20 protein-coding genes and 1 riboswitch are annotated in these 20792 nt (G+C 59.3%); of the genes, 6 read left to right on the top strand and 14 right to left on the bottom strand.

Translation table 11 applies throughout. The features are described 5' to 3' along the window. Window position 1: 1 nt before the first annotated feature. From gatC to Q0367_RS18975, 9 genes are all read right to left on the bottom strand, one after another. On the bottom strand, window positions 2-292 hold the full coding sequence (gene gatC / locus Q0367_RS19015; protein WP_297629814.1) for an Asp-tRNA(Asn)/Glu-tRNA(Gln) amidotransferase subunit GatC: 291 nt from the start codon (window positions 290-292) through the stop codon (window positions 2-4). 286 nt (window positions 293-578) lie between these two features. Further along, a complete protein-coding gene (locus Q0367_RS19010) occupies window positions 579-1019 on the bottom strand; it encodes a hypothetical protein (RefSeq protein ID WP_298984159.1) in 441 nt (146 codons plus the stop codon). Between the two features lie 353 nt (window positions 1020-1372). Next, the gene (locus Q0367_RS19005) at window positions 1373-1699 is read right to left on the bottom strand and encodes a hypothetical protein (protein ID WP_297629808.1); all 327 of its coding nucleotides are present in this window, start codon (window positions 1697-1699) and stop codon (window positions 1373-1375) included. 141 nt (window positions 1700-1840) lie between these two features. Beyond that, window positions 1841-3391: a bifunctional phosphoribosylaminoimidazolecarboxamide formyltransferase/IMP cyclohydrolase gene (purH, locus tag Q0367_RS19000; protein WP_298984157.1), complete on the bottom strand. Its 1551-nt coding sequence runs from the start codon at window positions 3389-3391 to the stop codon at window positions 1841-1843. 58 nt (window positions 3392-3449) lie between these two features. Next, a riboswitch (ZMP/ZTP riboswitch) is annotated at window positions 3450-3546 on the bottom strand. Window positions 3547-3651: 105 nt separating this feature from the next. Next, the gene (locus tag Q0367_RS18995) at window positions 3652-4371 is read right to left on the bottom strand and encodes a DUF1028 domain-containing protein (RefSeq protein WP_298984155.1); all 720 of its coding nucleotides are present in this window, start codon (window positions 4369-4371) and stop codon (window positions 3652-3654) included. 63 nt (window positions 4372-4434) lie between these two features. Then, window positions 4435-5331, bottom strand: a complete 897-nt coding sequence (locus Q0367_RS18990; RefSeq protein WP_298984153.1) for an ABC transporter permease — start codon at window positions 5329-5331, stop codon at window positions 4435-4437. A gap of 110 nt (window positions 5332-5441) precedes the next feature. Next, entirely contained in the window at window positions 5442-6386 is a 945-nt protein-coding gene (locus Q0367_RS18985) for an ABC transporter permease (RefSeq protein WP_298984151.1), read from the bottom strand. An 84-nt stretch (window positions 6387-6470) separates the two neighbouring features. After that, complete coding sequence (locus tag Q0367_RS18980; protein WP_298984149.1) at window positions 6471-8108, bottom strand: ABC transporter substrate-binding protein; 1638 nt, start codon at window positions 8106-8108, stop codon at window positions 6471-6473. A 147-nt stretch (window positions 8109-8255) separates the two neighbouring features. Next, window positions 8256-10085 (bottom strand): ABC transporter ATP-binding protein, encoded by a 1830-nt coding sequence (locus Q0367_RS18975; protein WP_298984145.1) that lies wholly within the window; start codon window positions 10083-10085, stop codon window positions 8256-8258. Window positions 10086-10372: 287 nt separating this feature from the next. Between Q0367_RS18975 and Q0367_RS18970 the strand changes: the two genes are divergently transcribed. Continuing rightward, window positions 10373-11038, top strand: a complete 666-nt coding sequence (locus tag Q0367_RS18970; RefSeq protein WP_297629796.1) for a glycerol-3-phosphate acyltransferase — start codon at window positions 10373-10375, stop codon at window positions 11036-11038. Window positions 11039-11071: 33 nt separating this feature from the next. On the opposite strand, the gene Q0367_RS18965 is transcribed toward Q0367_RS18970, so the two are convergent. From Q0367_RS18965 to Q0367_RS18945, 5 genes are all read right to left on the bottom strand, one after another. Beyond that, complete coding sequence (locus Q0367_RS18965) at window positions 11072-11791, bottom strand: ABC transporter ATP-binding protein (protein ID WP_298984143.1); 720 nt, start codon at window positions 11789-11791, stop codon at window positions 11072-11074. After that, window positions 11788-12594, bottom strand: coding sequence for an ABC transporter ATP-binding protein (locus tag Q0367_RS18960; protein WP_298984141.1), 807 nt, complete (start codon window positions 12592-12594; stop codon window positions 11788-11790). Before Q0367_RS18960 ends, Q0367_RS18965 begins: the two co-directional genes overlap by 4 nt. Window positions 12595-12628: 34 nt before the next feature. After that, complete coding sequence (locus tag Q0367_RS18955; protein WP_298984139.1) at window positions 12629-14032, bottom strand: branched-chain amino acid ABC transporter permease; 1404 nt, start codon at window positions 14030-14032, stop codon at window positions 12629-12631. Window positions 14033-14043: 11 nt separating this feature from the next. Further along, window positions 14044-15192, bottom strand: a complete 1149-nt coding sequence (locus Q0367_RS18950; protein ID WP_297629785.1) for a branched-chain amino acid ABC transporter permease — start codon at window positions 15190-15192, stop codon at window positions 14044-14046. A gap of 144 nt (window positions 15193-15336) precedes the next feature. Then, on the bottom strand, window positions 15337-16596 hold the full coding sequence (locus Q0367_RS18945) for a branched-chain amino acid ABC transporter substrate-binding protein (RefSeq protein ID WP_297629781.1): 1260 nt from the start codon (window positions 16594-16596) through the stop codon (window positions 15337-15339). 434 nt (window positions 16597-17030) lie between these two features. Between Q0367_RS18945 and coaE the strand changes: the two genes are divergently transcribed. Genes coaE through Q0367_RS18920 form a run of 5 tightly spaced genes read left to right on the top strand, consistent with a single transcriptional unit; the run spans window position 17031 to window position 20748 of the window. Then, entirely contained in the window at window positions 17031-17666 is a 636-nt protein-coding gene (gene coaE, locus Q0367_RS18940) for a dephospho-CoA kinase (RefSeq protein ID WP_297629777.1), read from the top strand. Beyond that, the gene (locus tag Q0367_RS18935) at window positions 17663-17854 is read left to right on the top strand and encodes a hypothetical protein (RefSeq protein ID WP_297629773.1); all 192 of its coding nucleotides are present in this window, start codon (window positions 17663-17665) and stop codon (window positions 17852-17854) included. The genes coaE and Q0367_RS18935 overlap by 4 nt, the downstream gene beginning before the upstream one ends. Window positions 17855-17865: 11 nt before the next feature. Continuing rightward, on the top strand, window positions 17866-18990 hold the full coding sequence (dnaJ, locus tag Q0367_RS18930; protein ID WP_297629771.1) for a molecular chaperone DnaJ: 1125 nt from the start codon (window positions 17866-17868) through the stop codon (window positions 18988-18990). 12 nt (window positions 18991-19002) lie between these two features. Next, window positions 19003-19974, top strand: coding sequence for a 50S ribosomal protein L11 methyltransferase (gene prmA / locus Q0367_RS18925; RefSeq protein WP_297629768.1), 972 nt, complete (start codon window positions 19003-19005; stop codon window positions 19972-19974). Between the two features lie 3 nt (window positions 19975-19977). Continuing rightward, on the top strand, window positions 19978-20748 hold the full coding sequence (locus Q0367_RS18920; RefSeq protein WP_298984135.1) for a 16S rRNA (uracil(1498)-N(3))-methyltransferase: 771 nt from the start codon (window positions 19978-19980) through the stop codon (window positions 20746-20748). Window positions 20749-20792: the final 44 nt, after the last annotated feature.

The raw sequence follows: 20792 nt of genomic DNA, 5'->3' as shown, positions 1-20792 counted from the left end.
TTCACTCCTCGAAGACCGCGCGCACGCGGAAGAAACCGTTGGCCTTGTCCGGCGCATTGGCCAGGGCGACTTCGTTGGGCAGCGACGGCTGGGGGATGTCCTCCGCCATCACGTTTTGCAGCGGCAGCACGTAGGGCGTCGGAGGAACGCCGCTTGTATCGACCTCTTGCAATCGCTCCGCATAGTCCAGAATCGCCGACAACTGTTGTGTATAGAGACGCACCTCTTCATCCGTCAGATGCAGCCGGGCCAGATCGGCTACGTGGCGCACGTCATCGCTGGTCAAATGCATAAACGTTTTCCTTTGCACCGAAGTTGCAACAAAAAAACGTCGTGGCTGAAGGCTCCACGACGTCGGGCAGGACCGTTGCTCCCATCAGACACGCCGTGGTCGGTCAGCGCCACGGCGTCGGCGTTCACATCACCTTCGCCGGGGCGCGCATTGAGCGGCGGCCGCCTTTCCGGCTGCTCCTCCGGCGATGCAGTTGATGGAAAGCCAACAAAGTCGTTTCATTGCAAATTTTTCTGTTGAATTTCTATCGAAATGAACAAGGATTGGGTAAACATCGCTCCCAAATTTAGGGCTGAGTATATCCTCTTGCCCTGTTCTTGTCAAACTGCGCGGCGGAGAGATGGATTCGCCGGCGGTCCGCCAGCTCCGCTGCAGCCAGAGCGGGCAGGACTGTAGGGCCTGAGCGTCGCACCCACTCCCCATGAGCGATCCCGATGCGTCCGCAGACGATGTCTTTAGAACTCCAATGGCCTTTATAACGAACAAAACCGGCGATTTCCCAAAGATATAAAAAAACGACCGCCAGAAATTTCGGCAGCCAGAAGCCGATGAAAACGAACGCCACATAATGGCGCGCCGGATTCCGGTCATCAATCAAGGATGGGGCAAAACCTTCTGTCCCGAATTGGAGAGGCGGCGCGTTGGCGGCAAGCTGCAAAAATCGCAACGGATCGACAAAAATGTATTGGGTGAAAATCCCTGCACACTCTTCGCTGATGGCGAGCACAAACCATGCTGTTCCAGGCCAGCCGGGAGGCGCCTGCGCCGCTTTCCCTTGCAAATATGCACAGAAGGCGTCGAAACCGGATGGAGCGTCATTCATCGCTTGCAATCAAGTGTGTCACGTGGCGCGTGCTCCGTGCAGATAGGCGCCGCGCCCTATGCAACTACGCACTACGCAACAAGGTCGTGTGGACGATTCTGAAATTGAGAGGAGGATACCACGGCGCAGCTTGAATCTCCCAACTGCTGCGCCATCCTTGCAGCAGGGAGGTTGGAGTGAACGATTGAGGGCGCCCCGACGCCATCGGCGTTGACTCGCAGCCGCGAAGGGCGCAAAACCAAGGGGAGAGGCCGGGCTTATGCAGCGCCGTGTTGGGCTGGCAACTCGCGCAGCGCTCGCCAGCGCTCCGCAGCCCCGCGGCGGAAGAGCGCCGGATCGAAGTTGGCGAGAAATTCCCAGCCCTCTGTGGCCAGACCTTCCTGCAACTCTTGCGTCAGGTCAAACTCTAACGTGCGGCCATCGGTGCGCACCTCGAAGTGAAGCACCTCGTCGTTGCCGTCGTCGATGATGTCGACGATGCAGGGACGGTCGGTGCCCAGCGGCTTTTGGAAAAACGCCGCAGAACAGCGGGCGCAAAATGGAAGCGCAGCATCACAATAGCCTCGATCCATGATGATTTTCATATAGGTTCTCCTGTTTCACGGCCGGTGAAGCCTGCTACGCTCGTCTGAGACCCGGGATTTGCTTACCCTTCAGCATACCGAATCCATCTCCTTGGAACATGGGACGATCGTCCCATGTTCCAAGGGGCGTTGGCCTTCAGATCAATGGCGGAAGTGACGCACGCTGGTGAAGCACATGACGAGGCCGAGCTGGTCGGCCGTGGCGATGACCTCCTCATCGCGCACCGAGCCGCCCGGCTGCACGACGGCGGTGATGCCGTGTTTGGCCGCAGCTTCGATGCCGTCGGGGAAGGGGAAGAAAGCGTCGGAGGCCATCACGGCGCCGCGGCTGCGGTCGCCCGCTTTGTGCCCCGCCATCATCACCGAGTCGATGCGGCTCATCTGTCCGGCGCCGATGCCGACGGTGGCTCGCTCGCGCGCGTAGACGATCGCGTTGCTTTTGACGTGTCGCGCCACGCGCCAGGCAAAGGCCAGGTCCGCCAATTGGGCCAGCGTCGGCTGGCGGTGCGTCACCACGCGCCAGTTGGCAGGGTTCATGTCGTCCTCGCTGCGGTCGAGCTCCTGCACCAGTACGCCGCCGACGATGCTGCGCAGGCTCAACGGGCGCGCGGCGGCGCCGGTGTGGAGGAGAAGGCGCACATTTTTCTTTTTTTGCAAGATGGCCAGCGCCTCCGGCTCGTAGGCGGGAGCGGCCACGACTTCCAGGAAAAGCTCGGCGGCGCGCTGCGCAGTGGCCGCATCGAGCGTTCGATTGACGGCCAGAATGCCGCCAAAGGCGCTGACCGGGTCGGAGGCCAGCGCCTTGACGTAGGCTGCTTCGAGCGTTTCGGCGCTGGCGAGGCCGCAAGGATTGCCGTGTTTGATAATTGCAGCCGTGGGCTCAGAAAAATCCTGCGCCGCCATCCACGCTGCGTCCAGGTCCAGCCAGTTGTTGTAGCTCATCTCTTTGCCGTGCAGCACCTCGAAGGCCGGCGCATCGCCCTTATATCCGTACAGGCCGCCTTGCTGATGCGGATTTTCGCCGTAGCGATTGCGCTGAACGAGCGTGAGATCGAGATGAAGCTCTGCAGGAAGTGCAGAGGGTTCAGCCGCCGCCTGCGGTGGCTCTTCGCCGATCTGTTCGGCCAGATATGCGGCGATGGCGGCGTCGTAGGCGGCGGTGTGCTGGAAGGCCTTGACCGCCAGCTTGCGTCGCAGCCGAGAGCTGACGCCGCCCGACGCAATGGCTTCGGCCACGGCGTCGTAGTCTGCAGGGTCGCAGACGACCGTCACCGACTCGTGATTCTTGGCGGCGGCGCGCAGCAGCGCCACGCCGCCGATGTCGATCTCCTCGATGGCGGTGGCCAATGAAACGTTGGGTTGCGCAACCGTCTTCTGGAAGGGATAGAGGTTCACCACGACCAGATCGATCGGGCGAATGTTGTGCTGCGCCAGCTCTTCCAGGTGCTGCGTCGTGCGCCGCGCCAGAATGCCGCCGTGGATCGCCGGGTGCAGCGTCTTCACCCGGCCGCCCAAAATCTCCGGGAAGCCGGTCACATCCTCCACCTGGAGGACAGGCACGCCGGCCTCCATCAGCCTGCGCGCCGTGCCGCCGCTGGCGATCAGCTCGCCGCCGGCCGCCGCCAGTTTTTGCGCAAACGCCTCCAGGCCGGTCTTGTCTGAAACCGAAAGCAATGCGCGAAACGATGTCATGTCGATGCTCCTTCCATGTGCTCAAATACAAAAACGGGCAGCCAGACGCACGGTCCGGCTGCCCGACCCAGGCGAACGATGGGCGCCCGATCTTCCTCGCACACTTTCCCGGTGGTTGCTTCCACCTTTGAGCCTCGCCAGTCAGCGTGCAGGAGATATTTTCCGTTCACACTATCGAGTTGAGTGTAAAAGAAAAACGCTATCCTCCAAACACGTCAATCGCCAAGCATCACAATATCATAACGAGGTTGGAAAGCGATTTACCTGCGAAGCCGATCGTTCTCCGCCTGTTGCGCAATGATTCTATCGATAATTGCACGATCATAGACGCCTGCCGGCTGCGCGGCTGTAGGGAGAAATTGTTGAAATGGAATAAATTCTTTCTTTGCTTCTTCGTAGAGGCGACGCAGCTCCGCCACCGGATCGGGGTGATCGTCTACGCGCAGATCGAGTTTAGGGTACACCTCTGTGCTCATGATGTACAGCGCCGCCGATTGCCGCCCGCGTTTATCCCCGCCTGCAAGTTGGCCGGCTTCCAGGGCTCGGATCAGCCTTTCTGCGAACGGTTGATCCATGTTGGCCTGATAGGCCTCGGCCATCGCTTCGAGCACTTGGGCGTTCGATAACATATTGCCGGCGACTGAAAAGTAAGGGAAGGTCTTGTGACCCGCCCACTCCACCGTTTCGCTGCCGGTGAAAGCGGCTGTGCGTCCGTAGCGGTCGACCAGATGAAGCTGACGATGCTCTCGCCCCTCGTCGCTTTTAATCAGGAGCGCAACGACGTCTTCTGGAGCAATTCCCTCTTCGAGAAGACGCAGGCCGCGCGGGCCGAAGGTGGGATTGACAAACGCTTGTGTAGCCACGGCGCCCACCCCGGCTTTGGCGAAAGGACAGAGCGAACCCACTGCAAGAAATTTCGTCGAAACGGCGACGCCGGTTTGTCCCGTGGCTTCATCCCAGGCCACAATCGAAAATGTCATCGTAAACCCTCCGTGCACTTTATGGAGTCAATAAAAAATCATCCGACGATCATTGAACTTGTTCTACAGGCGAGGATCGAGCGCATCGCGCCAACCGTCCCCCACCAGATTCAGGCTGAGCACGGTCATAAAAATCGCAAGGCCGGGGAAAAAAGAGAACCACGGCGCTTCGCGCACCCATTCGCGGCCGAAACTGAGCATGCTGCCCCACGAAGGCTCCGGCGGCTGAACGCCCAATCCTAGAAAAGATAGCGCAGCTTCGGCCAGAATTGCAAAGGCGAGGGAAAGCGTAATTTGAACGGTGAGCGTTCCAAATGTGCCAGGCAGAATGTGGCGGAGCAGAATTCTGTGCGGCTTTGCGCCGATGGCGCGGGCCGCATCGACGTAATCTTGGACGCGCAGCTCCAGCGTCACGCTGCGCACGATGCGGGCAAAGACCGGAATGTAAACAATGCCTACAGCAATCATTACATTCACGGTGGATGCGCCCAGGATTGCCATGATGGCGATCGCCAGCAAGATGGCCGGAAAAGCAAACAGAATGTCCATGAACAACATCAGAAGGGCGTCGACGAAGCCTCCAAAATAGCCGGCAAGGATTCCGATCACGACGCCGAAAATCGCCGAAATTGCGACGGAGATCAGGCCAACCTGCAATGAGATGCGCGAGCCATAGATGAGTCGTGAAAGAATGTCTCGACCAAAATCGTCGGTGCCCAAAAGATGCACCGCAGAAGGAGGATGAAGACGCATCTGCATGTTGATCGCCAATGGATCATAAGGCGCAATCCACTGAGGCGCAATTGCGCATAGGAGCAGAAGGAGCAAAAAGAAGAGAGCGATGACAGCCGCTCGATGTCGGCCAAACCGTCGTAGCGTGCGTCGCCACGGCGTTTCCCCCCCACGCGTCTTTGAGGCCTTGTGTTCTATCGAAGCGGAGCGAACTGCTTGCGCCGTCATAGGAGTGTCGAATCAAACAATCGAGCCAACCGCGGCTCGGTTTTGAATAAAACTTGATTTTCAATCAGAGTCGTCAAAAGTCGTTGCATCTGCGCCTTAAGAAGAGAAGATCAACCGAATCGAATGCGTGGATTCAGCCACATGTAAATAAAATCGACCAACAAATTGGTTATCGTGTATAAGAGTGCAATCACGAGCGTCACTCCCATGACCACCGGGTAATCCCGTTGGTTGACTGCTGTTAACAGCATGGTGCCAACCCCGGGAAAGGCAAACACGGTTTCGATGATGACCGCGCCTCCGAGCAGAGCGCCAAATTGGATGCCCACTATCGTAACCGTTGGAATCAGGGCGTTGCGCAATGCATGACCGAGCAATATATGGCGGTTTGACAGCCCTTTGGCGCGGGCTGTGCGAATGTAATCCTGCACCAGCGTTTCAACCATCGATGCGCGGCTAAAACGTACAAGGACGCCGGCCAGGAAGAGTCCAAGCGCCAGCCCGGGAAGAATCAAGGAACGAAAATGAGGCCAGATCCCTCGTTGCAATGGGACATAGCCCGATGCAGGCAACCAGCCCAGCCATAACGAAAACACCAAAATCAGCAAAATGCCAAACCAGAACGACGGCATGCTCACCCCGAAAAGGGAAAAGCCGGTGAAGAAATAATCGATCCAGGTGTTTCGTTTCACCGCCGAGATGATGCCCGCCGGAATAGCGATCAGGATGGCAAGCAACATCGAAAAAATCGTCAGTTCAAGCGTGACAGGCAGTCGCGTCAAGATGAGTTCGCTGACAGGTTTCTTGGAGATGTAGGAAATCCCCAGATCGCCGCGCATTACGTTGCCAGCCCAAATGCCCAGTTGAACAAACCAGGGCTGGTCGAGCCCCAGCGAACGACGAAGGCGCTCAACTTCCTGAGGCGACGCCTGCACTCCTAGAATAGCCGTCGCCGGATCTCCGGGCGTGACCTTGAGCATGAAAAAACAGAGCACAGTGACGCCGATCATGACGAGGATCATCTGCGCTCCGCGCAGCACAATGTATCGACGCATGAGACCTTGCCTGCAAAGGCGCAATTCCTGAAGGGGTCAACCCCTTGCCCGAGAAAGGGCGGTGGAGGTTGATCCCCTCCAACCCTAGCGGTTGAGCCAGGTTTCGTTGAATCTCAACACAGAGTCCAAACGCATGGGAAAGTTCTGAACGGCGGCGTTTGTCGCCATCACCTGGTCGCGATAGATGATGTGCACCAGGGGGATGTCCTCGATCAGCTTTTCCTGAATCTTGTAATAAATCTGCTTGCGCTTTTCCTGATCCACCGTGGTGCGTCCCTCCTCTAACAAGGCGTCCATTTCGGGGTCCGAATATCGCCAGATATTGAAGACCTCACCCGTATGATGCCATTGATAGAAGAAGTCATCTGGGTCGCTTCCTCCCGAAATCAGGACGATCTCCATCTCGTAGTCGCCCCTCACGACCACCGTGTCTATCCACGTGGACCATTCGAGTTGTTCGATCTTGAGGTTGATTCCGACTTCCTTCAGAGCAGCCTGCAACAGCTCCGCCATTTTGATCTGGTCAGGATAGGTGGGGCTGACTTTCACAGTGATCTCGGTCGGTTTCGGATCCGCCAGAGCGTAGAATTCTTTCGCCTTCTCTAGATCGAACCCATATGCACCCTCGACAGCCGGATTGTAGGCCCAGTGGCTCGTAGGGATGGCCACCTGCGCCGGCGAGGCGAGGCCGTAGAGGATCGTATCGGCGATCGTCTGTCGGTCGATCGACCACGCGATCGCCTTGCGCAAATTGGGGTTGTCCTTAAACAGCGGATTTTCCATGTTGAAACCGACATGGTCACGCGTGACGCCGGCATTGCGATGCACGGTGACGTTCGGGTCGGCCTGGAGGGTTGCCACATCCTTCGCAGGCACGGCGTTGAGGACATCCACATTTCCTGTTTGAAGCTCAACAATGCGGGTGGACGGCTCTACGATCGGGCGGTAGACGATGCCATCTAGATAAGGCAACCCGGGTTGCCAGTAATCTGGATTTCGCTCCAGCGTGATGCTCTGTCCGGTGATCCATTCCTTGAAAATGAAAGGTCCGGTTCCGATTGGATCCTGCGCCGGATCGGTGGTCTGATTGGAGGGCAAAATCGCCAGATTTTCCAGTTTGGACAAGAACGGACCGTAAGGAGCGTTCATGACAAACTTGACCGTATAGTCGTCGACCACCTCAACCGATGCGACAGGCAAAAAATCTGGACGTCGTGAGGCGCCGGTCGCTTCGTCCATGACGCGGTCGAAACTAAATTTCACATCTTCTGCCTTGAAGTCCTTGCCGTTGTGAAATTTGACCCCTTGTCGCAGTTTAAAAATATAGGTCACATCATCCGCCTGCTCCCATGACTCCGCCAGCAGAGGCTCGACGCTGTCGAGGTTTGGCGTCTGCTTCACCAGACTTTCAAAGATATTGGGCCAGACCTGTGCGCCGACGATGGTGACAGATTTATGCGGATCGATCGTATCAATTTCTCCATCGAGCGCCACCGTCAGCACTCCACCCGTTCTGGGGCCCGAAGTCCCCTCCTGACCTTCGCCGACCGTCGGCGCCGGGCTTCCTGCTGGAGGCGCGCAAGCGGCGAAAGCGAATAGAATGAGGCTCGTAATAACTATCGCATAGAAGTGACGCAGCATGATGGTTTTCTCCCGACGAACAGGTGTGGTTTGGATAGACGGACAGAAGCCAGGAATCACGAATTCCAGACGGAGCAGCATTAGAAAGATTCGCTGCTATTCTTATCGCTTCAGGGCTCAATGACAATCCGAGCGGCGCTGCTAAAGTGTCAACCAAAAGTATATCATTAGCAAAACTTCTTCAAAAATCATTTAAAGGAAAGGGCGCTCTGATTTTTATCGGCGTCGTCACCTCTCAGGCGTCCGAGCCGAGCGGCGCGTTTCCAGATACTCCAGCGACTGATGACGGAAATACGTCTGATACAGCTCTGCGTAATGGCCGCCCTTCGCCATCAACGCCTCGTGGCTGCCTTCCTCGATGATGCGGCCTCTTTGGAGCACGAGAATGCGGTCGGCGGCTTTGACCGTCGAAAGGCGATGGGCGATGACGATCGAGGTGCGGTTTTTCAGGATCATCTGCAAGGCGGCCTGAATCTGGCTTTCCGTGAAGGGGTCAACGCTGGCCGTCGCTTCGTCCAGAATGAAGATTGCCGGATTTTGCGCCAGCATGCGCGCCAGCACGACCAACTGGCGCTGCCCCATGCTCAGGCGGCTGCCGCGCTCGCCGACGTCGGTCTGCAGCCCTTCAGGCAAGGTCTCGAGCCATTCGCCGCCGCCGATCTGGCGGGCGATGCGCTCCACGGCTGCGTCGTCGAGCGTCGGCGTGGCGTATCGAATGTTGTCGGCCACCGTGCCGGAGAAAAGAAAGGGCGTCTGACTGACAATGCCGAGCTGACGACGATACTGGTGTAGGTCCAGGGTGCGGATGTCCATGCCGTCGATCAGGATGCGGCCGCCTTGAAATTCGTAAAAACGGGTGACCAGTTTGATGATGCTTGACTTGCCGGCGCCCGTATGTCCGACAAGCGCCACGCTCTCGCCGGGCCGAATGTGGAGCGAAAAGTCCTGCAACACCTGTTCTTTTTCGTTGTAACGAAAATCGACGCGCTCGAAACGAATGTCCCCGCGCAGGGGCGGCGTCGGACGGTTGTCGATTTGAACAACGGCCGGCTCGGCGTCGATCAGGGCGAAGATGCGCTCGGTGGCGCTCAGAGCGCCCTGAAACTGGCTCCAGAAGGCGGAGAGATTGATCATCGGAAACCAGAACAGGCTGACGCTGTTCATGAAAAGAAACCAGGCGCCGGCGCTGATGGCGCCTATGTAGGTGGCGTAGCCGCCAGCGTAGAGCAACGCCGCCGTGCCCAGGCCGGCGAACAGCTGCAAGGTGGGGAAGATCAACGCCAGCACGAAGCCGCGATGCACGTGCACCGCATAGCTGCGTTCATTGACGGCGAGAAATTCGTCGTAGATGCCCCGTTCTCGGCGGAAATTTTTGGCCACGCGGATGCCGGTCACCGCCTCCTGGATGCTGGCGTTGACGTCGGCCACGGCCTGTTGGCTGGTGCGCGTGGCGCGTCGCGCCCAGCGTTGGAAGCTGGAAGCCACGATCACCGCCACCGGCGCCAGCAACATCAACAGGAGCGTCAGTTGCCAGTTGATCGTGAACAGATAGGTGAGCAGAATGACGACCAGCAGCAGCTGCGAACCGACCTCGGTCACCAGCACGGCGACGCGGCTGAATTCGTCGGTGTCGGTGGTGATGCGGCTGACGATGCGGCCGGACTGATTGCGATCGAAGAAGCTCATATCGTGGTTCATGACGGCGCGGAAGGCGTCGATGCGCAAGGACAGCACGATGTCGCTGAGCAGCTTCGCCGTCAGGATGCGCCGCACCCAGTTGATTGCCCAGTTGGCCACGCCGATGACAAGCACGAGCGCAACGAGCAGGGCGGCGATGGCTTCTCGGTTTCCGGCGACGCCTCCCACCACGTTGACGCCCTGCGCCATCAGCACCGGCAAGAGGGCGCCTGTGAGCGACATCAGGCTCACCAGCGTCATGACCACGAGCAATCGTCTACCCTGGGGGCGAAAATATCCGGCCAAACGCGCCAACAGCTCTCGATTGGTGTATCCTCGATCGTAGGTTTCAGTGGTCAGACCGGCGCGCATCCATGCCATGGCGCATCCTCTTCCTCTTCGTTCTGTTCTGGCGAGGTTTGAACAATTGAGCCGACGATGTTTACAATACTACCATGAATTCCGGAGTATCCAGGCTTGCGCGTCGATAGGGATGCAAATTGACGCTTGATCTGTGCTCTCCGCACGGTGCGGCGCATCTATCGATCCAGATGCGACGGACGCAAATGCAACGGCGCAGATGCAGCCTGGCGACATCGACCCATGCGCGTGGGCGATGGGCGTTTCACACCCCATGCTGAGCGCGTTGCAGGAGAGGAGAATCATCTATGATGTGGGCATTTGCACTCGTCGGCGCTTTGATCGGCTACATTTTGGGGTCGATTCCGGTCGGTCTGTGGGTCTGTCGCCTGTATGGGGTGGACATCCGCACCGTCGGCAGCGGACGCATCGGCGGCACCAACGCATGGCGCGCGGCCGGGCTGAAGGCGGCGATCCCTACGGTGCTCGGCGACGCGCTCAAAGGTGCGATTGCGGTGATGCTGGTGCGCTGGCTCTTCTTCCTGGTCTTCCCTGAACCGGCCGCCATGTCGGTCAGCGAGGCCGTCGCCCGCACCGACGCGCTCAACCTGGCGCTGGCGCTGGCCGGCGGCTTGGCGGTCGTCGGCCACAACTGGTCGTTTCTGAACGGCTTCAAAGGCGGCGCCGGCGGCATCACCACGGCGGCGACGACCGTGGCGCTTTCGCCGCTCGTAGGAGGCGTCGTCGTCATCATCGGCGCCTTCCTGATCTGGTGGTCGCGCATCGCCTCGATCGGCACGTTCGCCGTGGCGGTCTCCTCGTTTGCCCTTTTTCTCATTCTCGCCGTCGATCAGATCACGCCCTGGCCCTTTGCCATTTACGGGGTGATGGTGCTGGCCGCGGTGCTGATCGCTTTGCGTCCCAATCGGGAAAAACTGCGCCAGCAGCAGGAGCGCATCATCACGATCTGGTGATGACTGTATCCAGCCGACGAAGAGAGAACTCCTCTACAAGCCGAGATATGCTTCGATGATCCTTGGATCGTGCAGCAGCTCTTGCGCCGGGCCGCTCATGAGGATGCGACCGGTTTCGAGGACGTAGGCTCGATTGGCGATCTGGAGCGCCGCCTGTGCGTTCTGTTCGACGAGCAGGATCGTCGTGCCCTGCTCGCTGTTCAGCTTGCGAATGATGTTAAAAATCTCCTCCACCAGGAGAGGCGCCAACCCCATCGACGGCTCATCGAGCAGCAGGATAGCGGGCAGTTGCATCAGGGCGCGGCCGATGGCCAGCATCTGCTGCTCGCCGCCGGAGAGGGTGCCGCCGCGTTGATGCATCCGTTCTTGCAGACGTGGAAAAATCGAGAAGACCAGGGCGAGTCGTCGATCGATTTCGGCGCTGTCGCGCACCAGAAAGGCGCCCATCTCCAGATTTTCCAGCACGGTCAAAGCTGGAAAGATGCCCCGGCCTTCAGGCACATGACCGACGCCTTTCTCCACAATTTTGTGCGGCGGCAAAGTCAGGGTGGAGACGCCGTTTAACCGGATGTCGCCTTGTCGCGGGCGCAGCAAGCCGGAGATGGTGCGCAGCGTCGTCGTCTTGCCGGCGCCGTTGCTGCCGATCAGGGTGACGATCTCGCCTTGTTCGACGGTGAGGGAGACGCCTTTGAGTGCGTGAATTTTGCCGTAATAGGTGTTGACGTTGATGAGTTCAAGAACCGGCGCGCTCATGGTCGACTCCTTTCGACAGCAGCGGTTTCCACCATGGCGCTGCGTCCCAAATATGCCTCAATGACGCGTTGATCTTTCCGCACTTCTTCGGGCGTGCCTTCGGCGATTTTTTGGCCATAGTCGATAACGGAGACGCGTTCTGAAATGCCCATGACCACTTTCATGTCGTGCTCGATCAACACCACCGTGATCCCCAGTTCGTCGCGCAGCCTGCGGAAAAGCCGCATGGCCGACTCCGTCTCCTGAGGGTTCATGCCGGCGGTCGGCTCGTCGAGCAGCAGCAGTCGAGGTTTTGAGGCCAGCGCCCTGGCGATTTCGACGCGGCGTTGTTGCCCATAGGGCAGATTGCGCGCAAGTTGATCGCCCAACCCGCGCGGCAGCCCCACAAAACGCAGAAGCTGCAGCGCCTCTTGCCGCGCTGCCTCTTCCGCCTCTTTGAAATGGCGTGTGCGCAGCACAGCTCCCCACGCTGTGCTCGGCGTGCGCGTATGGGCGCCCACCAGGATATTTTCGAGCACGGTCATATTGTTGAAAAGACGAATATTTTGAAAGGTTCGACACAGGCCTAACTCGGTGATCTGATCGGGTCGCTTTCCAACGATGGAGCGACCCTCAAAGCGGACATTTCCCTCGTCTGGTCGATAGATGCCGGTGATGATGTTGAAGATCGTGGTTTTGCCCGCGCCGTTTGGCCCGATCACGCTGGAAATGCTCCCTTTCTCAAAACGCAGATCCACCGCATTGACGGCCACAAGACCGCCGAATCGTTTGGTGACTTTCTCTAACTCCAGCATTGCGCTCATAGCTTGATCTCCCCAAGGCTTGCGCTCGCGTTGTTCAATCGACCGGCTGTTCCTCTGGCATTGCATCGCCCTCAAGCTTGACTTCTGGGGAAAATTCCTCTTCGCTCTCGTGCAATTCAAGGCGTGCGCGTTCGGCGGGCACCATCCCCTCCGGACGGAAGATCATCATAAAGATCAGCAGGAGGCCGAAGACAAAGCGCTGATAGCGCGCCGGGTCCAACTGGGTTGGCAGGTTTTTCCATGGCACCCCGAGCAGCGGGATCACCTCGTTGCCCTGGCGCAGACTGCTCAACAGCAGTGAAAGCGTCTGGAGAATGTCGATGTTGAGTAAGGTGACAACCGCTGCGCCGAGCACCACGCCGGGGATGCTGCCCAGCCCGCCGAGAATGACCATCACCAGAATGCTGATCGACGCCGTGAGCGAGAAGGTCTCTGGGCTGACGAAGGTGCGGTTCGAGGCGTAGAGGACGCCCATTGCGCCGGAGAAGGCCGCGCCGATGGCGAAAGCAGTCAGCTTGGTGCGGCGAAGCGGCACGCCCATTGCGACGGCGGCGACGTCGTCTTCGCGAATCGCCGTCCAGGAGCGTCCTAGTTTGGAGTGTTCCAGTCGGCGGGCGATGATGATGGTCACGATCAGGACGATCAACCCCATGAAGTAGAAGAAAAATCCGTAGACGTCATTCAGGCCAATCGGCCGGCCCGCCCACCCGGAAAGCGTCGCAAGCACCTCTGGAGAGGTTAGAAAAGGCGGCAACGGCGGCCTTTGGATGGGCGTGATGCCCTGGGGACCGTTGGTGAGATTGATCGGCTTGTCGAGATTGTTGGCAAGCACGCGAATTACTTCGCCGAAGCCGAGCGTCACGATCGCCAGATAGTCCCCGCGCAATCGCAGCACAGGAAAGCCCAGCAAAATCCCTGTGGCAGTGGCGGCGAGAATCGCCAGGGGAATGAAAATCCAAAACCACCAGGCGGCAAGAGGAAAGGTCGGATAGATCGAAAAGGTGCCGGGCGGATCATTCAGATGCCAGAGCTGCTGCGAGCCAAAGAAGGCCCATAAATAGGCGCCCACCGCAAAAAACGCAATGTATCCCAGATCGAGCAGGCCGGCGAACCCTACGACGACGTTCAATCCTAGCGCCAATGTGGCAAAGACGGCGACTTGAAAGCCGATCTCCAGCAGGAAAGGGTTTCGCAGCCCAACCGTCGGCACGACGATCGCCAAAAGCAAAACACTTAAAATCACTTTAACGGCGGGGCGTTGCGGAATGAAATAGATCAACGCCAGCGCGGTGAACAACAATAGGCGCCAAAGCAGCGAACGCGGCTCCAGTATCAACAACGCCGTGATCGCGCCGATGTAAGCAAGCGTCAACAGAACGCCGAGCGGTCCGCGGAAGAGTTGCCTAAAGCGATGGGTGGGTGCGATCTGTGTGCTCATCAGATTCCTCCTCAGGCCTTTTGCGTCGTTTTGCCGCCTAGCAGACCTTGCGGCCGGAAAATCAGAACCAAAATCAGGATGCCAAAGGCGAAGATATCCTTATATTCGGCCCCGAACGCCCCGCGCGAGAAGATGCTGAAGTAGGAGGCGGCGAAAGACTCCAACAACCCGAGCACCATCCCGCCCAGCATGGCGCCGACAATGCTGCCGATGCCGCCGAGCACGGCGGCGGTGAACGCTTTGAGGCCGGGAATAAATCCCATATACGGATCCGCGCGGGTAAAGCGAAACGTCCAGAGCACACCGGCCGCGCCCCCCATTGCGCCGCCGATCAGGAAGGTCAAGGCGATGATGCGGTTGACGTCGATGCCCATCAAGGAAGCGGTGCGCTGGTCTTGCGCCACCGACCGAATCGCCTTGCCTAGCCGCGTGGCGTTGACAAGGTAATTCAACGCCACCAGCATAATGATCGCAAAGGAGATGAGCAGAATGGCCTTGTACTGAACCGCAATATTGATCGGGCGCTCGTCAATGGACAGAGAGAAGAGCGTCAGCCGTTGGGCGAAAGGGCCGAACTCTGGGAAGGTGCGATAAAAATCGCCGTTGATTGCGCTTTGAAGAAAGCGCATGGTGTCTTGCAGCAGAAACGAAACTCCAATTGCGGCGATCAGCGGCACCAATCGCGGCGTTCCTCGCAGCGGTCGATAGGCGAAGCGTTCGGCGCTGACCGCCAGCGCGCCCCCCACGCTCATCCCAAGCAGAACGGCCAGAACGAGCCAGAGCAGCGCCAGCCACATTTCAGAGGTTCTCAAAACACCTTGCGCGTTGAGCCAGATAAGTAATTCGACGCCTGCAAAGGCGCCGAACATCACGAATTCTCCATGCGCAAAATTGATAAATTCCAACACGCCGTAAACCATGGTGTATCCCATTGCAATAATGGCATACATGAAGCCCAGTGTAATGCCATCGATCAACACCTGCGGCAATAAAATCAGGGAAACTTGAAAGATGTCGATATCGGTGCGGGTGGGGCGCAACAACAAGGCCAGCAACAGCACGAACGCCGAAATGATCACTGCGCTTCCGATGACGAAAATTAGCAGTTGACCCAGAGGGCGCAAGATTTCTTTGATGGGATTGACTCTACGCAAACGCATGACGTCTCCTCACAGGCGTATGTGAAGGCAGGTCGCGTGATGGGTAAGAAACCACCTAACCGGCGTCGGCGAATAGGAAAACGGTGCAGGCTGCCGGAGCTTGAACACCACAACCTGCACCGTTTTTCATGCACAATGGGCGATTCAGTTGGTGGTCGGCGCCGGGATGTCGAGCACTTTTACGACTTCCGCCTCGCCCCATTTCGCCGGGTCTGCAGATTTCACCTGCTTCACAAAGTACTGCGCCACGGTCAAGTCGCCGATCTCATTGAAGGTCTTCACGCCGGTGATGCCATCGTAATCCTTCGTGGCGCGCACCGCCGCAGCGACCTGGGCCCGCGTCGGCATGGCGCCGCCGTTCTCCTCGATCGCTTTTTCGATGCCCAGGAGGCAGATGCTCATGGCGTCGTATCCTTCCGCAGCATAGGGCTGGACTTGCTCGCCAAAGCGCGCCTCATAGTCGGCGATGAATTGCTGCGCCTTGGGGAAGAGGCTCAGCGGCCCCGCCGTCGTCGTGAAGTACATATCCACGACATACTCGCCGGCCAGATTCGCCATCTCGGAGCTGTCCAGGCCATCCGGGCCAAGGAACTGAGCGTCGATGCCCTTCTCACGCATCTGCTTGAGGATCAAGCCTCCCTGGCTGTAGATGCCGCCGAAGTAAACCAGATCGGGATTGGCGGCCAGGATCGGCGTCAACACGCTGTCGAAGTTAGCCTGCTCCTCGGTGCCTTCAAAGCCGAGCACGGCCATGCCTAGCTCTTCGGCCTTTTGGCGGAAGAATTCGGCGATGCCTTGACCATAGGCCGTCTTGTCGTGCAGGATGTACACGCTCTTGACGCCCATTTCGCCGAAGGCGAATTCAGCGCCCACCACGCCTTGCACATCGTCGCGGCCTACGATGCGGTTGACCTCCGGGTAGCCGCGCGTCGTCACCAAGGGGTTGGTGTTGGCCGGCGAGACCATCGCCAACTGTGCGTTGTGGTACTCCTCGGAGCTGGGAATCGCAACGCCGCTGTTCAGGTGACCCACCACGCACAGCACCGCCGGATCGGCGACGATCTGCTTGGCGTTGGCGACGCCGATGTCCGGGGTGGCCTGGTCGTCATACGGCGCCAGCTCGACGGTGAAGCCCATCTCCTGCAGCTTTCCGCTCTTCTGCTCCAGCGCCAACTGGGCGCCGTTCTTGATGGCGGTGCCCAGCACCGACTGGGGGCCGCTCAACGGGGACTGCGTCGCAACCCGGATGACGTTGCCGGCTGCCGGGGCGGCCGGCGCCGCCGGTTGTTCGGCGGGAGCGGCCGGTTGTCCGGCAGGGGCGGCCGGCTGGGGCGCCGGCGCACAGGCGGAAACCACCATGGCCAGAACAAGCAACAATGCCAGGAACAAATTCAATTTGCGCATAGCCAGCTTTCTCCTTGTGTTGAAAAAAATGATTCAGACCTGCAGGATTGTAAACGACGCAAATGGTCGTCTAGCACAAGCAACCTTCAACCCCTCAGCAATTGCAAATGAACAAACGAATAGCTCCGACAATTACAGATGTAGCTTGTACAGACGCAGTTTGCGAGGTTCACTCCGTTCATCTGCGGCCTTCCGCACCGCCAAGAATGAACAGGGTTGGGCGCGATTCACAAGACAAAATCGGGCGCTGTTGCAAAATCTTCCAGGAAGAGTGCAAAATTAAGGCAAAGGATTGGACTGATGCTGCTCGGCGGGACGGATTATAGGAGAGGTCCCAGGATTTGTCAATCGGGATAATTTCCAACAAAAAATATCGCGTTTGCGCATTTTGCACTGCTCGTCGAAGAAAAAGAGCTGTGTTATAATGACAGCTTATGACTCGACCGAAGACGATTGGATTGACGGGCAATATCGGAACCGGCAAGAGCACGGTGCTCAGGTATCTGGCGGAACGCGGCGCCGCCGTGATCGACGCCGACGCGCTGGCGCATCAGGCGATCGCCCCTGGAGGACCGGCCTATCAGGCGGTGCTCGACCTCTTTGGGACGCAAATTCTGGCGCCGGATGGTTCGATTGACCGCAAAGCGTTGGGCGCCATCGTTTTTGCCGACCCGGCGAAGCTGGCGCAACTGGAAGCCATCGTTCACCCGGCGGTCTTTGAACTGGCGCAGCGCATGTTGCATGAGACTGCTGCGCCCGTCATCGTGATCGAGGCGATCAAATTGCTGGAATCCGGGCGCCTTCTCAAATTGTGCGACGAGGTGTGGGTCGTGACTGCGGATGAAGACTCTCAGCTGCGTCGCCTGATGCAGGGGCGCGGCATGAGCGAAGCGGAGGCTCGCCGACGGATGGCCGCCCAGTCGCCCCAGGAGGAGAAAGTCAAACGCGCAACGCGCGTCATCGACAACAGCGGCTCTCTTGAGCAATTGTATGAACAGCTGGATCGCCTCTGGCGTGAAGTGGTGAACTCCGCTGTTGATTGGAACGCAAGCGAGGGTCAAAAGGTATGAATGCATTAAAGCGGTTCTGGTTCGAACATCCCGTTCTCTCGAACTGGGCGATTTTGGCGGTCGGCATGGTGGTCATTCTCTACTTTAGCGCCCGTCACGTCGGCTTTGAGCCGATGCAATGGCTTGCCTTGATCGGGGCCACCGTAGCGCTCGCCGGACTTTGCGCGTGGATTATCAACTGGGAATAGTTTAAACGACTATGGATAGACGCGATTATTACGAAGTGTTGGGCGTTCCGCGCGACGCTTCTAAGGAACAAATTAAGCGCGCCTTTCGCAAACTGGCGCAACAATATCATCCGGACGTCAACAAGTCTGTGGACGCAGAGGCGCGCTTCAAAGAGATCAACGAAGCCTATCAGGTGCTTTCCGACGATGAAAAACGCGCTGTGTACGATCGCTTCGGCCACGCCGGGCTGCAGGGCGCAGCCAGCCCAGGGTACGACGACATGGCGGGCTTCAGCGACCTGGGCAGCATTTTCGAGGAGCTGTTTGGCTTTGGTCGCAGCAGCCAATCGAGGCGACAGCAGCCGCGCCGCGGCGCCGATCTGCGCGTCGATATTCGGCTGAAATTTGAGGAGGCCGTCTTCGGAACGGAGCGCGAAATCGAAATTCCGCGCATGGAGACGTGCGACCGCTGTCATGGGACCGGCGCCGAACCGCCCACCTCGCCGGTCGTCTGCGCCATGTGCAACGGCTCCGGCGAAGTGAAACGTCGACAGCAAAGCCCGCTGTTCGGCACCATCGTCACCGCCTCCACCTGCCCAAACTGCAACGGCAGCGGCGAGGTGATCCCATCTCCCTGCCAGAAATGTCAGGGGCGCAAAGTCGTGCGCGTCACCCGCAAGATCAACGTCAAAATTCCTGCTGGCGTCGACGACGGCATGCGCATTCGGCTGGCGGGCGAAGGCGAATCCGGGCAATTGGGCGGGCCTCCGGGCAACCTGTACGTCGTGGTTTCCGTCGAGCCGCACAAGTTTTTCGTGCGCAACGGCAGCGACATCTTGCTCGAACTGCCTATCAACGTGGCGCAGGCCGCTCTCGGCGCGACGGTCAAAATCCCCACGCTCGAAGGCGGCTATGACACGCTCGAAATTCCTCCGGGCACGCAGACCGGCGCCCAATTTCGCAAACGCGGCCTCGGCGCTCCGCATCTCCAGCGCAGCGGGCGCGGGGATATGCTGATCACGGTGCGCGTGGAAATCCCGACCAAGCTGACCGCCGAACAGAAGGAGCTCTTCCGACAACTGGCGCGCACCTTCGGCGATGAGACCACCCGTGAAGAGCCAAAGGGTTTTTTCGACCGTCTGTTCGGCGCGGACTGAGAAGAGGCGGATATGGCAGGCAGCGCTATCCTGGAAATCGCCGTCGAATGCGACGCCGAAGCCGCCGAAGCGGTCAGCGAGCTGTTTAATCGTTTCAACGGCGGCGACTACGACGCCGACAGCGAAGCAGGCGAAGCCAGCGGCGGCGGCGCCGTGATCGAGACCACCGGCTACGACGACTTCGGCGAACCGATCGATGGGCAATTTCGCATCGTCGTCAAGACGTACATCAAGCCCGGTGCGCGCGGGGAACAGATCCGTCGTCAGATCGAAGAGGGTCTGTGGTTCCTCTCGCGCATCTATCCGATCCCGGAGCCGCAAATTCGCACCCTCCATGAAGAAGATTGGGCGCACGCCTGGAAGCGCTTCTACAAGCCGCTGCGCGTCGGTGGACGCATCCTGTTGAAGCCCAGCTGGGAGTCCGTGGAGGCTGCGCCCGAGGACATCGTGATCGAGCTGGACCCCGGCATGGCCTTCGGCACCGGCCTGCACCCGAGCACGCGGTTGTGCATTGCGGCGCTGGAGGAGCATGTCCGCCCCGGCGACGCCGTGCTGGACCTGGGCACCGGCAGCGGCGTGCTCGCCATCGCCGCTTACAAGCTGGGCGCTGCCTCCGTGCTAGCGACCGACATCGACCCGATCGCAGTGAACGTGGCCCGGGAAAACGCCCTGCGCAACGGCGTCCCCCTCGACGCAACGCCGGGCGTCACCGTTCAAGCAGGCAGTGTGCCGGAGGGTATGGCCAACCGTTTCGATGTGATCGTCGCCAACATCCTGGCCGAGGTGCTCGTTAAGCTCTTCGACGGCGAATACAGCTACCCGCCGCTCGCCGAGCCGCTCAAGCCGGGCGGCGCATTGATTCTGGCCGGCATTATCGAAGAACGCGCGGAGATGGTGGTCGAAGCCGCGCGGCGTCATGGCTGCACCCTGATCGACCGCAAACAGGAAGGCGACTGGGTGGCGTTGGTCGTGCGCAAAGCGTGAGGCATGAGCGGCGAGAAGCGGCTTGCGCGCCATCGTTTCTTTGTCGAGACGCCCCTTGCGGTTGGAGAAACCCATCGCTTCGACGCCTTGGCGCATCAGCTCGCCGTCGTGTTGCGCTTGAAAGCCGGCGACGCCATCACGCTCATCAACGGCGACGGCTATGAATATCTCACGACGCTCACCGAACTCTCCTCGCGACGCGCAGCCGGTCAGGTGCGGGAAAGACGCGCGACGAACGCCGATCCGAAGATCGACCTGACGCTCTATTTGTGCTCCCTCAAGCAGGACAAGTTTGAATGGGTTTTGCAAAAAGCGACGGAACTGGGTGTGACGCGCATTGCGCCGGTTCTCAGCCGGCGCAGCGTCGTGCGTCCCTTGGCCGCGCTGGCGGCCAAACGCACGCGCTGGAGCGTCATCCTTCGCGAGGCGACCGAACAGTGCGGTCGCACCCGCCCCCCCGTCCTGCTGGAGGCCATCGAACTGAGCGCAATCGAGCTGCCGGAAGGAACTTTGGGCTTTCTGGCGTGGGAGGAAGCGGGCGAAGACGCCCCCACCCTTGGTCAGGCGGTGGCGACCTTGTGCACAACCGGCGCGCCGCCTCTCCCTCCGCTGGCGCTGCTGATCGGCCCCGAAGGCGGGCTTACGCCAGACGAGGTGGAGCGCCTTGCGGCGCGCGGCTGGCGCATCGTCACCCTGGGCAGCCGCATCCTGCGCGCCGAAACCGCAGCCCTGGCGGCCGTGGCCATCACGCTGGATCGCTGCGGCGAGCTGTGACGCAATCTCCACGATCTTTTGACACCCTCTTGGCTTTGCCCTAC

Origin of the sequence: uncultured Caldilinea sp. (genome assembly GCF_937128415.1) — a bacterium.
Lineage (GTDB): Bacteria > Chloroflexota > Anaerolineae > Caldilineales > Caldilineaceae > Caldilinea.
This window is presented reverse-complemented; position numbering and strand designations above follow the sequence as displayed.

Bases quoted from the DNA above. Each gene is read 5' to 3' on its own strand.
- gatC (WP_297629814.1), bottom strand. From the start codon at position 292: ATGCATTTGACCAGCGATGACGTGCGCCACGTAGCCGATCTGGCCCGG.
- Q0367_RS19005 (WP_297629808.1), bottom strand. From the start codon at position 1,699: ATGAAAATCATCATGGATCGAGGCTATTGTGATGCTGCGCTTCCATTT.
- purH (WP_298984157.1), bottom strand. From the start codon at position 3,391: ATGACATCGTTTCGCGCATTGCTTTCGGTTTCAGACAAGACCGGCCTG.
- Q0367_RS18995 (WP_298984155.1), bottom strand. From the start codon at position 4,371: ATGACATTTTCGATTGTGGCCTGGGATGAAGCCACGGGACAAACCGGC.
- Q0367_RS18990 (WP_298984153.1), bottom strand. From the start codon at position 5,331: ATGACGGCGCAAGCAGTTCGCTCCGCTTCGATAGAACACAAGGCCTCA.
- Q0367_RS18985 (WP_298984151.1), bottom strand. From the start codon at position 6,386: ATGCGTCGATACATTGTGCTGCGCGGAGCGCAGATGATCCTCGTCATG.
- Q0367_RS18980 (WP_298984149.1), bottom strand. From the start codon at position 8,108: ATGCTGCTCCGTCTGGAATTCGTGATTCCTGGCTTCTGTCCGTCTATC.
- Q0367_RS18975 (WP_298984145.1), bottom strand. From the start codon at position 10,085: ATGGCATGGATGCGCGCCGGTCTGACCACTGAAACCTACGATCGAGGA.
- Q0367_RS18970 (WP_297629796.1), top strand. From the start codon at position 10,373: ATGATGTGGGCATTTGCACTCGTCGGCGCTTTGATCGGCTACATTTTG.
- Q0367_RS18965 (WP_298984143.1), bottom strand. From the start codon at position 11,791: ATGAGCGCGCCGGTTCTTGAACTCATCAACGTCAACACCTATTACGGC.
- Q0367_RS18960 (WP_298984141.1), bottom strand. From the start codon at position 12,594: ATGAGCGCAATGCTGGAGTTAGAGAAAGTCACCAAACGATTCGGCGGT.
- Q0367_RS18955 (WP_298984139.1), bottom strand. From the start codon at position 14,032: ATGAGCACACAGATCGCACCCACCCATCGCTTTAGGCAACTCTTCCGC.
- Q0367_RS18950 (WP_297629785.1), bottom strand. From the start codon at position 15,192: ATGCGTTTGCGTAGAGTCAATCCCATCAAAGAAATCTTGCGCCCTCTG.
- Q0367_RS18945 (WP_297629781.1), bottom strand. From the start codon at position 16,596: ATGCGCAAATTGAATTTGTTCCTGGCATTGTTGCTTGTTCTGGCCATG.
- coaE (WP_297629777.1), top strand. From the start codon at position 17,031: ATGACTCGACCGAAGACGATTGGATTGACGGGCAATATCGGAACCGGC.
- Q0367_RS18935 (WP_297629773.1), top strand. From the start codon at position 17,663: ATGAATGCATTAAAGCGGTTCTGGTTCGAACATCCCGTTCTCTCGAAC.
- dnaJ (WP_297629771.1), top strand. From the start codon at position 17,866: ATGGATAGACGCGATTATTACGAAGTGTTGGGCGTTCCGCGCGACGCT.
- prmA (WP_297629768.1), top strand. From the start codon at position 19,003: ATGGCAGGCAGCGCTATCCTGGAAATCGCCGTCGAATGCGACGCCGAA.
- Q0367_RS18920 (WP_298984135.1), top strand. From the start codon at position 19,978: ATGAGCGGCGAGAAGCGGCTTGCGCGCCATCGTTTCTTTGTCGAGACG.